This window comes from Burkholderia theae, assembly GCF_048565265.1.
GTDB classification, from domain to species: Bacteria; Pseudomonadota; Gammaproteobacteria; order Burkholderiales; family Burkholderiaceae; genus Burkholderia; species Burkholderia theae.
In genome coordinates this window covers 185,172-196,677 of record NZ_CP183463.1, presented here as the reverse complement: position 1 = coordinate 196,677, position 11,506 = coordinate 185,172, and the positions used below count along the sequence as shown (strand labels likewise).

Sequence of the window (11,506 nt, the reverse complement as noted above, 5' to 3'; positions counted from 1 at the left end):
AGTATTACGATGGAAAACGACGACCCGATCCTGCGCTACTACGAAGCGGAAATGCGCTACCTGCGCGAGTCCGGCAAGGAATTTGCGAAGGCGCATCCTGACCGCGCGCGCCTGCTCAACCTCGATCGCGTTGGTGATCGAGATCCGTACGTCGAGCGATTGTTCGAAGGTTTCGCGTTCCTGACCGGTCGGCTTCGCCAGAAGCTCGACGACGAGCTACCGGAACTGACGGAAGGGCTGGTCAGCCTGTTATGGCCGCATTACCTGCGGATGATCCCGTCGCTGTCGGTTGTCGAGCTTGTCCCGCTTGCGGAAAAGCTTCAAAGAACCGAAGTCGTGCCGGCGGGCGTGCCGGTGCGCTCCGCCCTGATCGCCGTCCCCCCCGCAAACGGTGCCGAAGGCACGGCGTCGAAAACGGTGCAGTGCGTTTACCGAACCACGCAAGCCGTCGCACTGCAGCCGATCGCGATCACGCATGCCGGACCGGCGGTGCGCCACGACGGCCGCTCTGTGATCCGCCTCGGGTTCGCGCTCGACGGCTCGGCACGTCGCAAAGAGACTGACTTGTCGCGGTTGCGCCTGCACTTGAGTGCGGATCTGCCAACAGCGTTTGCGATGCACCTTGCACTCACGCGCCAGATCGACACCATCCACTGGCGCATTCCGGAAATCCGCGATGGCGAAGCGCTGCCGCTTGCGGGTGTCACGATCGAGCCGGCCGGCTTCTCGCCCGAAGAACGGTTGTGGCCGAAGGCCGATACGGCGTTCTCGGGTTACCAGCTGCTGCTCGAATACTTTACGTTCCGCGAAAAATTCCTGTTCGTCGACCTGTGCGGACTGGATATCACGAAGCTCCCCGAAAGCTCGACCCGTTTCGAGCTGGAGATCGTGCTGAAGTACGCTTATCCATCGGACCAGCGCTTCAGTGCGGAGAACGTGCGACTGTTCTGTTCTCCCGTGATCAACCTGTTCGAACTGGATGCCGAGCCGATCCAGATCGACCATCACGAAACTGAATACCGCGTGGTGCCGGCAGGCCATCAAGGCGAGCATGTCGAAACGTATTCGGTCGACGCGATCGAGGCATTCGACCACGAAACGGCCGAACGGTACGAATACGTGCCGTTCGCTACGTTCCGGCATCGCGGCGGCATGCTGCGCCACGAGGCACCGGAGCGGTATTTCCATACGCGGGTGAGGCCGGGCGTCTCCGGACTTCACGAGACGTGGGTGATTCTCGGCGGTCACGCCTGGGAAACGATGCAGACCTTGCCGGAAGAAAGCCTGTCGCTGCGTGTGACAGGAACGAACGGGCTGTTGCCGCGCAAAGGATTGCGGGAAGCGAGCCTCAACGAACTCGCGACCAGCACGCAGAACGTCGCCGGCGTGCGCAATCTCGTGTCGCCAACACTGCCGCTGTATCCGCCGACGGAAGATCGCTTCCAGTGGCGCGTGTTGTCTCATCTGGCGCCGAACTTTCTGTCGATGATGAACGCGGAAGTGCTGCGCGGAGCGCTCGCGCTTTACGACTGGACGGACGACGAACTCAACCGTCGGCGGCTCGCGGGCATTCTGCGGGTGTCGCAGGAACTGATCGAGGAAGTGTCCGGTGGTTCGGTCGAGCGTGGCGTACTGATCGAGGTTACGCTCGACAGCCACGCGTTTTCAGGTGAGGGCGACGTGATGTTGTTCGGTGAGTTGCTACATCGGTTCTTCGCGCTCTACGCCGACATCAATCTGTTCACGAAGCTCGCGATCGTCAGCCTGCCGTCGCAGGCCCGCGTCGAATGGTCACGCAGCAAGGCCGGACGGGTACCGCTATGAAGCCTCGCGATCTCCCCAATCTCGGTCCGCTGTTCGCGTCGCTGTTGGCGCGCGCACCACGCATGAACTTCATGCAGCTGTGCCGGTTGCTCGAAGTCCGTATGCCTGACCTCCCGGGGTTCGGTGCGCGGGACACCCCAGAGCATGATCCGGTGCGATTCCGACCGCGGCCGCGCATGGGCTTCCCCACCGGCGAAGTTGCGTCTGTCGAGTTCGACGACGAACGGCCTGACGCGCCGCCGACCGTGCGCACGACGTTCATGGGTCTGTACGGCGTCGACGCAGCGATGCCTTCGCACATGCTTGACGAGATCGCGCTGCGTGAGGAAGGGCACGAGGTGGTCGAAGCATTTCTCGACCAGTTCAATCACCGGTACGTCACGCTGCTGTATCGCGCCTGGCAGAAGTACCGCTATCCGGAGCACTTCAGGCCCGGCGGTGTCGATGCGCATTCGCGCAGTCTGCTGTGTCTGGCCGGGTTCGGCTGGGGTGACAAGCCGAAGCGTGCCGGCCTGCCTGATTCACGGATGCTGGCGCTACTGGGGCTCTTGATTCAGCGCACCCGCACCCCGGAAGGGTTGGCCGGCGTCGTCGCGTTGGCGATTCCGCGCGTTGGCGTGCGGGTCGACGAGTTCTGGCCTGTCACGACGTCGACCGGCCGACCTCAGCCGCTCACTTCGGCCGGCGATGCGATCGGCACGCCGGAAAGCGGGAAGCGCGGCGGTCTGGGAGGCGGTTATGTACTGGGCAAACGCATGGCGTATCGCAGCCGGGCGGTGCGCGTGACGCTGCATCCCGCCGATGCGGAACAGGCACATGGCCTGCTACCCGGCGGGACCCTGCATCGCGATCTGATGGCTTATCTGCAGTTGTATGTGGGTGTCAAAGCCGATGTGCACGTGCGCATGGAAGTGTCGTCGCGCTACGCGCCGGAACCCGCGATCGGTCGGGGCAATGGCGGTCCGGCGCCGCGGCTTGGCTGGACTACCGTGCTGCCGGCTGAAGAGGATCGTGTCGTCAATATCCCGCTCGGCGTCTACGAAGCGTTCGCCGCGCCCGGGCCCAATCCGCACCTTGCTACACCGTATGCGTGACCGGAAGGCAGCCATTTCGAAAGCGCCAGTGATCGATTTCACTTCCAATGCGTCGGGCGTTTCGGGACAGTAGCTTGTCGACGCCGAACAGGAAGACAACTCACAACACGCCTAATTGAGGAGCGTCAATGTCAATCCGTTTCGTAGTTTCGATTGCTGCTTCCGTCGTGCTCCTGTCCGCATGCGGCGCGTGGCAATCCGTTTCGGACGCCTCGTCAAGCGCGTATCACGCGGTGTTCTTCAAGCAAGTGAAGGTGCTCAACGTCGATCTGTCCGCTCGCGAGGCATTGAACCCCGACGACGCAGGCCGCGCGACTTCGGTCGCCGTACGTGTATACCAGTTGAAGGATCGCAAGATGTTCGATGGCGCGTCCTACGAGGACTTGTTGAAGAACGATCGGATCGTCCTCGCCCAGGACATGCAGGCGAGCGTCGCGTCCGTGCTGAATCCAGGTGCGTCGGCCAGCCTCACGCAGCCAATGCAGGCAGACACGAAATATGTCGCGATCGTCGCGTTCTACCGCAACCCTGGCAATGGTAACGGCTGGAAGTATGTGATCGAGAAAAAGAAGCTCGACGCAGACAAGCCGTTGAAACTTGAGCTCGTTGACCAACTGCTGCTCGCGGGCGGTGCCGCACCAAAGAGTTCATCGCAGTAGTCCACGATTTGCCGGCCAACATTCCCGATTCTAAAAATGGAAGAAGCGTTGCTTGTCACGTTGCTTTGGCAACAGACACGAGAATATACGCTGGCGCTCATGGGCCTCGGCTACTGGCTGCAGGACGGCGGAATCGGCCATCCGTCGAAAACCACGGGCAGGTTATTGGCGATCAAGCGCACGAACGTGGAGGCGAAGGCAGAATGAAGGGCATGGCCCGACGCGCGCCGCACGGTTGAAATTTTCGCCGATCAGCCACCTGCAATCGCAGGCGGCTGATCAACACGTGCCTGTCTCACGCGAGAGAACCGCGCGACTTCGTTCGGTGCGCCTTCCTCCGAAACGAAATACCGCCACGCGACCCTCCGGCGTTCAACACACCCACGCAAGCGCCATCAATTCACCCCGACCGCACTCCACGCGCGCGCCACCGTTGCGCTCTCGGCCGAGTTCGCGCCATACAGGTCGTTCGCCGCCTGGATCGACGCACGCCGCGCGTTCGGGTAGCTCGAGTTGGCGTTCAGGTACACGGTCAGCGTCCGGTACCAGATCTTGCCGGCCTTCTCGCGGCCCAGGCCGCTGAAGGTCGTGTCGCCATTGCAGACCAGTTGCGTCCTCGACAGACCGGTATCGGTCGACGGCACCACCGGGCCTTCCGACAGCAGGTAGAAGAGGCGGTTGCCGACGCCCGACGTGAAGTGCGGATCGTGGCGCGGATTCGACCACGAGAAGCCGCCGGACGGATAGCAGCTGAACGACCGGCCATCGAGATCCTGCTTGTACATCTTGCGCAGGCCGCCGCTCACCACGCGCGCACCGATCACGTAGTTGCCGGGATCGTTCGGGTTGTTCGCGTAGAACTTCACGAGCGTGCCGAAGATGTCCGACGTCGACTCGTTCAGGCCGCCCGCGTCGCCCGAATAGTTCAGGTTGGCGGTGGCCTCGGTCACGCCGTGGCTCATCTCGTGACCGGCCACGTCGACCGACACGACCGGCTTCGGCAGGCTCGTGCCCGGCTGGCCGTCGCCGTACACCATGATGTGCGACGGCATCCATGCCGCGTTCGCGCCGGTCGTGCCGCTGCCGGTGTCGAACACCACGTGCGCGAAACTCTTCACGCCGCGCCCGTCGTTGAAGATGCCGTTGCGGTTGTGCGTCGTCTTGTAGTAGTCCCAAGTTAATGCGAGACCATAATCGATGTCGGCGGCGACGGTCTGCCGGTCGGTGGTCGTGTTGTTGCCCCACACGTTTGTGCTGCTCGTGAAGATCGGCAGGTCGGTCGCTTGCTCGACGTCCTCCGCGATCAGCCCGCGGCCATCGTACACGGAGCCGCTGCCGCGATTCGGATCGAGCATCCGGTATGCGTTCGTGCCGGTCTGGTCGGTGGTCAGCGTCAGCGTGCCGTAGTACAGCGAGCGGCCGGTGCCGGTTGCGGCGGGAGTCTTGATCAGGTCCTGCGCATCGAGCACGGTGCCCGTGCGCGCGTCGACGTAGTACAGCACCGCATCGCCGTGCGCGTCGGTCGACTTGCCGTATACGCGCACCGCATACGCCAGCGTCGGCGTGACGTCGCGTGCGAACACGACGAGTTCTGCTTCGTCGACACGGCGCACGTCCGAATTGAAACGCGCGGCCGCGATGCGCTTGACCCGGGCCGCGCCCACGTCGGGCGCGTTGCGCACCACGAAGCGGTCGCCGACCTTGCCGATCTTGCCGGCGAGATTGACCGGCGCGGGCTGGGTCACGCTCGCTTGCTTCAGTTGCCCCTTGCTCGAATGAACGACGACGTCGCCGCCGATCACGGGCAGCCCCGCATAAAAGCGGTCGAAGCGCACGTGCTCGGTGCCGTCGGGATCGACGATCACGTCGCGGACCTGGAACTGGTCGCCGTCCGTCGGCGCGCCCGCCAGCGGCGCCGCGAATTTCAACGTGCGTGCGGCGCTGCCGGTAGCCAGACTGAAGGCGGACGGGTTCTGCTGGATCAGTTGCAGCGCCTTGTCGACCGCGGCCGACTGGTCGCCGGCTTGGGCAAAAGCGCTGAGACTCGCAAGGGTAATCGCGGTGATGGACAGCAGACGAGACAGTTTCTTCATGTAATCCCCCAGATTATGAATAAAAGCGTGACTTTCGAGGAATGCATCAAGCACCAACCTTGATATAAGACATGTCGCGAACCGCAAACGCATGCTAGAAGGTCGCTTCTATAATTACAAGATATTTTCTGTTTGATTAATTTTTGACAATGAAGATGTTAATCAAGTCAGGATTTGGTGAAAAACATGAAATGATCTTGTCGGCAGAATTGGCGGTATCGGCAACATCGCGCTGAAGGTGTGTGCTTGGCGAACGTCGGGAGATTCAGGCGTGGAGCGGGGCGGGGCATGACGCCGTTCGAGCGGAACGGGCGAATTGATGCGGAACGACAACGACAGCCACAATCTATTTTATTGAATATTCACTCTGATTGTTGCCTTCTCGTTCGCGGAAATAAAATTGCCGCAAGATGCAGCACTTATCATTTATTGCAGCAACTGTCTTTAAATGTGCAACGGACGTTCGGCATCCATGCAAGTGCATTTGTTGCAGATGCCGCGGCGGTCATCGGAAGCGGAAACACCGCGATCCATTTGTCGACGGCAACGTAAATGCACGAATCAAAGACAACGGAAGGTTGCGATTTGCTCGACAAACAAGGGGCCGCGAAGCGCCCCTTGTGTTTTGACCGGGTGAGCGGGCGTGCCCATGAATCGCCGGCCGATCCCAAACGCACAGCCACGTCCTGCATTCCGGCATGGCTCGACGCTTATTGCGGGCACGTTTCGCACGCCGCATCCAGCACCTCATGTCCCGCCAGGAATCGCAGGAGCGTCCAGTTGAACGTGCCGGCACGATCGACGTTCGGATGATGGCCGCTTCCGGGCAGCATGCCGAACCGGGCGCCCGGAATCATCGCGGCAAGTCGCTGGCCCTCGATGGCCGGATGGATTCCGTCCTCCTCGCTTTGCAGCACGAGTGTCTCGCTGCGTACGAGATTCAGTCGCCTGCGTACGTCGTAGCTTGCGATGCCGTCGCACAAGCGCGCCAGATAGGCGGGATTGGCCGCAGCCGCCTGTGCATGTCCGATCTGATACGCGATTTCCCCGTCCTCCGATTGCGCGTACTCCGCGCTGACCAGTAACGGCCACATGTCCTCGAACCAGCGGATCGCACCGTCGTCGCGCTGGAATCCGGCTTTCCACAGCTCGAAACGGCGCACGGCATCGTCGGCGGTCGAATTCGAGAATCCGTTGCAGACGACCAGCTTCCCGACGCGCGACGGTGCATCGATCGCCATCGTCAGCGCGATCGCACCACCGAACGAGAGGCCCACCAGCGTCGCGCTGTCAAGACCGAGATGATCGAGGAGATGCTCCAGAGCGCTGGCCAGCGCCGGGGTATCGAGCGTGCGATCGGGATGAGACGATGCGCCGTGACCGGGAAGATCAGGCACGATGACGCGATAACCTGCCTGACGAAGGAACGGAATCTGCCGCGCCCATGCGCGGCCGCAGCTGCCCAGATCATGTATCAGCACGATCGGAATGCCGCTGCCGACGTCCGCATAATAGATGTCGTGGTCTCTGAGTGATAGTTTTGTCAATTGTCTGCTCCAGTGACGTGCGCACGGGCGCCCTCGTGGTTATCTTAATATTGAGATATATTGATGACAAGCGCTCATCGAGCGCATCTTCGAATGAGAGGGCGTTCATGACCGTGCGGGGCCAGGAAGATCACGTCGACCACGTCGTTGCGCAATGGCATGGCCAGCGTCCGGAACTCGACGTCGCGTCGATGGAGATCTTCGGACGGCTGGCGCGGCTCGCGAAGCATTGCGAAAAGGCGCGCGCCGAGGCGCTGTCGCCGTTCGGCTTCAAGGAAGGCGAATTCGATGTATTGGCAACGTTACGGCGGGCGGGCAAGCCGTACGAGCTGTCGCCGACGCAGCTCTATCGCTCGCTGATGATCACGTCGGGGGCGATCACCAACCGGTTGATGCGACTCGAACAGGCCGGCTTCGTCGAGCGCGTGCCGAATCCGCAGGACGGCCGGGGACTTGCCGTGCGGTTGACGAAAGCGGGCCTCGAACTGATCGACCGTGCCGTCGACGTTCACGTCGACACCCAGAACCTGTTGCTCGGCGGCCTGGACGGCGACGCGCGTACGACGCTTGCCGCGTTGCTGAAGCGCGCGCTGCTTGCGCTGCCGGGCGAGGCACTGCCGCCGGACGGCGAGGATTAGCGGCGACAGGGGAGAGCGTACGCTCATGCGATATCTGGCCGGGTTTTGCGAGGGGCCTGAAACAGTGACAACAACAACGATCAGGAAATAACGTGCTCAACAACAACGTATTGCGCCAACTTGATCTGCAGGACGTGATGGTGTTCCTGTGCCTGTACGAACACAAAAGTGCGCGACGCACCGCTGAAGTCATGAGCATCAGCCAGCCGACCGTCAGTTATTGCCTGAAACGGCTGCGCAACTGCTTCCACGACGCGCTGTTCGACGTCGATCACGGCAGTCTCGTCGCGACGTCCAAGGCCGAGGCCATCGAGCCTTATCTGCGTAACGTGATCGACGCCGTGAACCACTGTGCGGACATGGATGACGATCAGGTCGCTGCGTCGGCGCGCCGTGTGATTCGCGTCTGCGCACCCGAGTATTTCGAGCTGCTGCTGTTGCCGGGCGTGCTCGAGTCGTTCATGAAGCGTGGCCGGGAAACCTCGCTGGTCGTCGACCGGCTTGGCCGCGAACTGCCGGTCGAACGGCTGCTGGCCGGCGAAATTGATTTCGCGATCGGCTTTGGTCCCGGTTATCACCGGCTCCATCCCGACCTGCAATGGGAATCCGTCCTGTCCGACACGTTCGTGTGCCTGACCGCGTCGCGCACACTTGCCCCGTCGACACGCGTATCGCTCGACGAGTTCTGCGACATGCACCACGTCTTTCCGACGCCGTGGATTTCCGAGCGGAACATGATCGACGGCTGGCTCGAAAAGCTCGGACGGTCGCGCAACATCGTCGCGCGGGCGAACACGTACCAGGCCTGCCTGAATATCGTCGCGCGGCTACCGGTCGTGCTGATCCTGCCGCGGCGCCTGATTCCCTACCTGTCGATTCCGACCGCCGTACAGATTTGCGAGGTGCCGCTCGGCTTCCCGACCTTCACTCTCGACGTCATCTGGTCCACCCAGATGGAAAAGAACCCCGACATCCGCACGATGCGCACGCTGTTCAAGGATCTCGCGAGCGCGAACGCACTCGAGCCGGGGGAGTTGTCCCGCGCGTAGCAATCGACCCCGGCCGACGTCCGGTTTGTTGATGGTGAGGAAGCAAAGGCCGGCTTCCTTTCAGGACCCTCAACAAAATTTACATTCACCATTTAATTTTTAAAACGGTCTGCCCAGCCGTGTCGGTAGATTGGTCAGTGTTCGACGAAGCCGCGCTTCGAACTCAAGACCAACCACACTGAGAGGCAACCATGATGGATGTAGTTGACGTAGTCACTGCGCAGGTTCAGCACAAACCATTGCCGCGTTTCGGCTTCGAGTTGATCGAAAGCCTCGAACCGGGCCAGAAGGCGATCGACCTTGTCGATACCGACCAGTTGTACGAGCAGCTCGCCCACTCGGGCGTCGTGATCTACCGCAATTTCGCGGACTCGCTCGAGGATTTCAATCGTTTCGTCAGCCAGCATTCGGCGCGCGTCACGTTCGACCCGGCGCGCAAGACCTCGACGGAAAACACCGCGGAGATCGATGCCGGCGCGCTCGAAATGGGCCTGCACCGCGAAAACGGCAACCTGCCGTTCACGCCCGACCTGCAATGGTTCTACTGCCTCGAGCCGGCGCGCGTCGGCTCCGAGACGACGATTTGCGACGGGCAGCGCGTGCTGCACGAACTGACGCCGGCCGTGCGTCGCCTGTTCGAGCAGCGCCAGATCAAGTATGCGCGCCGCATTCCCTGGCCGAACGTGCAGCGCTTCCTGAGCATCGAGCTGCAGGTGCCGGCCGACGAAGTGAACGACTCGCATCTCGAGGTCGTCAACCAGCGCGTGCGCGGCCAGCAGTATCGCCGTCTCGACCCGTTCCTCGTATCGTCCGAGCGCGTGACCGACGCGATCACCACCAGCTGCTTCTCGGGCCGCCGCGCGTTCTGCAACTCGCTGCTCGGACCGAGCGTGAACTACGAGCCGCCGCTGATCACCTGGGCCGACGGCACCGACATCGATTTCGAGGTGTGGGACGAAATCAAGGACGTGACCGCCCGCTATACGTACGACCTGTTCTGGAACAAGGGCGACATCGTCGCAATCGACAACAGCCGCGTGATGCATGGCCGCCGCCGCCTCGCGGACACGGGACGCCGCATCTTCGGTGCCCAAAGCTATCGCAAGGGAGCCATCGCATGATCAGCGCACTCATCGAACGTCATTTCGCCGAAGCACCGAACCGCGTCGTCGTGAAGGAAATGGACGGCCGCGAATACTCGCTGGACGAACTGCGCGCGGACGTCGCGCGCATCGCCGCCACACTGCAGGACGTGTACGGCGACTGCAGCGGCCTCGTGTTCGGGATCGCCGCGCGCTCCAGCTACACGTGGGTCGCGACGATGCTCGCCATCTTCCGCGTGAAGGCCGTGCTGCTGCCGGTACCGATCGAATTCTCCGACGAGCAGATCGGCAGCCTGCTGCACAAGGCGACCGCGATCTTCACGCAGGATGCGCATACCGCCTCGCGCATCGGCGCAATCCTGCCGGGCATCGCCTGCCTCGACGCCGCCAGCGGGCGCGACGCGTGGCCGGCAGCCGGCGCACGCACCGGCGAGCGGATCGAGCCCGGCATCTGCGGGATCATCCATACGTCCGGCACGACCTCGAAGCCGAAGGGCGTGAAGATCCGCGACGAGGCCGTCGGCCTGCTCGTGACCAACGTGCTGAAGCGCGTGCCGGCCGGCCCGCTCGACTATCTGTCGATCGTGCCGATGAGCCTGCTGATCGAGCAGGTGCTCGGCGTGTTCCTGCCGGTGCTGTCCGGCGGCTCGCTGACGCTGATGCCGGCGAACTACGCCGAGTACGGCTCGCGCAGCGGCAATGCACGCGACTACCTGGACCTGATCGCCCGCGTCGATCCGAACTTCCTGTACCTGCCGCCGAAGCTGCTCGAGGAAGCCGATGCACTGCTCGAATCGACCAGCGTGACGCAGCTGTTCGGCCGCCGCAACCCGCACATCATCACGGGCGGCGCGAAGATTCCGGCCACCGTGCTCGAATCGCTGGACAAGCGCGGCGTGCAGGTCTACGAGGCCTACGGGCTCAGCGAGAACAGCTCGATCATCTCGCTGAACTACCCGGGCCAGCGCCGCATCGGCTCGGCCGGCACGCTGCTCGACGGGATCCTGCCGGTGATCGTCGACGGCGAGCTGCGGGTACGCACGCCGACGCTCTGCGCGGGCTACTACAACTCGGACGACACGTCGTGCGAGCTGACCGACGGTTACCTGCATACCGGCGACATCGCCGAGATCGTCGACGGCTTCCTGTACATCACCGGCCGCAAGAAGCACGTGATCATCCTGTCGACGGCGCGCAACATCTCGCCGGAGTGGGTGGAGACGGTCTACAAGGAAAGCGCGCTGATCGACGACATCGTGGTGTTCGGCGAAGGGCGCGAGGAGCCGGCGGCGATCGTGCTGTCCGCGCACGACGAAGCGGCGGTGCGCGACGAGATGGCGCGGCTCGAACCTCGGCTCGCGGATTTCGCGCGGGTTCGACGGGTCAGGGTGGTGACCGACATCGAGCGTTTCCGCAAGGACTACTACACGGTCACCGGGCGGCCGCGCCGCCAGCTGATCGAGCGCGATCACGCGGCGTCGCTGTACTGACCGGGAGCC

At 62.7% G+C, this 11,506-nt stretch carries 11 protein-coding genes; 9 read left to right on the top strand and 2 right to left on the bottom strand.

The genetic code is table 11. The features are described 5' to 3' along the window. The first annotated feature begins 9 nt into the window (after positions 1 to 9). The 4 genes from tssF to ACN22W_RS33735 all read left to right on the top strand — a co-directional run bounded on the left by tssF (position 10) and on the right by ACN22W_RS33735 (position 3,784). Positions 10 to 1,824 (top strand): type VI secretion system baseplate subunit TssF, encoded by a 1,815-nt coding sequence (gene tssF / locus ACN22W_RS33750; protein ID WP_419690761.1) that lies wholly within the window; start codon positions 10 to 12, stop codon positions 1,822 to 1,824. After that, positions 1,821 to 2,918: a type VI secretion system baseplate subunit TssG gene (gene tssG, locus ACN22W_RS33745; protein WP_419690406.1), complete on the top strand. Its 1,098-nt coding sequence runs from the start codon at positions 1,821 to 1,823 to the stop codon at positions 2,916 to 2,918. Before tssF ends, tssG begins: the two co-directional genes overlap by 4 nt. A gap of 128 nt (positions 2,919 to 3,046) precedes the next feature. After that, complete coding sequence (gene tssJ, locus ACN22W_RS33740; RefSeq protein WP_419690405.1) at positions 3,047 to 3,577, top strand: type VI secretion system lipoprotein TssJ; 531 nt, start codon at positions 3,047 to 3,049, stop codon at positions 3,575 to 3,577. Between the two features lie 36 nt (positions 3,578 to 3,613). After that, positions 3,614 to 3,784, top strand: coding sequence for a hypothetical protein (locus ACN22W_RS33735; protein WP_419690404.1), 171 nt, complete (start codon positions 3,614 to 3,616; stop codon positions 3,782 to 3,784). 188 nt (positions 3,785 to 3,972) lie between these two features. Here the strand turns inward: ACN22W_RS33735 and ACN22W_RS33730 are convergent, their stop codons facing one another. Next, entirely contained in the window at positions 3,973 to 5,670 is a 1,698-nt protein-coding gene (locus ACN22W_RS33730; RefSeq protein ID WP_419690403.1) for a M4 family metallopeptidase, read from the bottom strand. Between the two features lie 288 nt (positions 5,671 to 5,958). On the opposite strand from ACN22W_RS33730, the gene ACN22W_RS33725 reads away from it, so the two are divergent. Further along, positions 5,959 to 6,222 (top strand): hypothetical protein, encoded by a 264-nt coding sequence (locus tag ACN22W_RS33725; protein ID WP_419690402.1) that lies wholly within the window; start codon positions 5,959 to 5,961, stop codon positions 6,220 to 6,222. A 158-nt stretch (positions 6,223 to 6,380) separates the two neighbouring features. On the opposite strand, the gene ACN22W_RS33720 is transcribed toward ACN22W_RS33725, so the two are convergent. Then, positions 6,381 to 7,217, bottom strand: a complete 837-nt coding sequence (locus ACN22W_RS33720) for an alpha/beta fold hydrolase (protein ID WP_419690401.1) — start codon at positions 7,215 to 7,217, stop codon at positions 6,381 to 6,383. A gap of 107 nt (positions 7,218 to 7,324) precedes the next feature. Between ACN22W_RS33720 and ACN22W_RS33715 the strand changes: the two genes are divergently transcribed. The 4 genes from ACN22W_RS33715 (at position 7,325) to ACN22W_RS33700 (ending at position 11,497) form a co-directional block, all read left to right on the top strand. After that, entirely contained in the window at positions 7,325 to 7,855 is a 531-nt protein-coding gene (locus ACN22W_RS33715; protein ID WP_129518138.1) for a MarR family winged helix-turn-helix transcriptional regulator, read from the top strand. Between the two features lie 92 nt (positions 7,856 to 7,947). Then, positions 7,948 to 8,904, top strand: coding sequence for a LysR family transcriptional regulator (locus ACN22W_RS33710; protein WP_129518137.1), 957 nt, complete (start codon positions 7,948 to 7,950; stop codon positions 8,902 to 8,904). Between the two features lie 191 nt (positions 8,905 to 9,095). After that, positions 9,096 to 10,025, top strand: coding sequence for a TauD/TfdA family dioxygenase (locus tag ACN22W_RS33705; RefSeq protein ID WP_129518136.1), 930 nt, complete (start codon positions 9,096 to 9,098; stop codon positions 10,023 to 10,025). After that, positions 10,022 to 11,497, top strand: coding sequence for an AMP-binding protein (locus tag ACN22W_RS33700; RefSeq protein ID WP_419690400.1), 1,476 nt, complete (start codon positions 10,022 to 10,024; stop codon positions 11,495 to 11,497). Before ACN22W_RS33705 ends, ACN22W_RS33700 begins: the two co-directional genes overlap by 4 nt. The last annotated feature ends 9 nt before the right edge of the window (positions 11,498 to 11,506 follow it).

Excerpts from the sequence above, each read along its gene's own strand:
- tssF (WP_419690761.1), top strand. The coding sequence starts at position 10 with ATGGAAAACGACGACCCGATCCTGCGCTACTACGAAGCGGAAATGCGC.
- tssG (WP_419690406.1), top strand. The coding sequence starts at position 1,821 with ATGAAGCCTCGCGATCTCCCCAATCTCGGTCCGCTGTTCGCGTCGCTG.
- tssJ (WP_419690405.1), top strand. The coding sequence starts at position 3,047 with ATGTCAATCCGTTTCGTAGTTTCGATTGCTGCTTCCGTCGTGCTCCTG.
- ACN22W_RS33735 (WP_419690404.1), top strand. The coding sequence starts at position 3,614 with ATGGAAGAAGCGTTGCTTGTCACGTTGCTTTGGCAACAGACACGAGAA.
- ACN22W_RS33730 (WP_419690403.1), bottom strand. The coding sequence starts at position 5,670 with ATGAAGAAACTGTCTCGTCTGCTGTCCATCACCGCGATTACCCTTGCG.
- ACN22W_RS33725 (WP_419690402.1), top strand. The coding sequence starts at position 5,959 with ATGACGCCGTTCGAGCGGAACGGGCGAATTGATGCGGAACGACAACGA.
- ACN22W_RS33715 (WP_129518138.1), top strand. The coding sequence starts at position 7,325 with ATGACCGTGCGGGGCCAGGAAGATCACGTCGACCACGTCGTTGCGCAA.
- ACN22W_RS33705 (WP_129518136.1), top strand. The coding sequence starts at position 9,096 with ATGATGGATGTAGTTGACGTAGTCACTGCGCAGGTTCAGCACAAACCA.
- ACN22W_RS33700 (WP_419690400.1), top strand. The coding sequence starts at position 10,022 with ATGATCAGCGCACTCATCGAACGTCATTTCGCCGAAGCACCGAACCGC.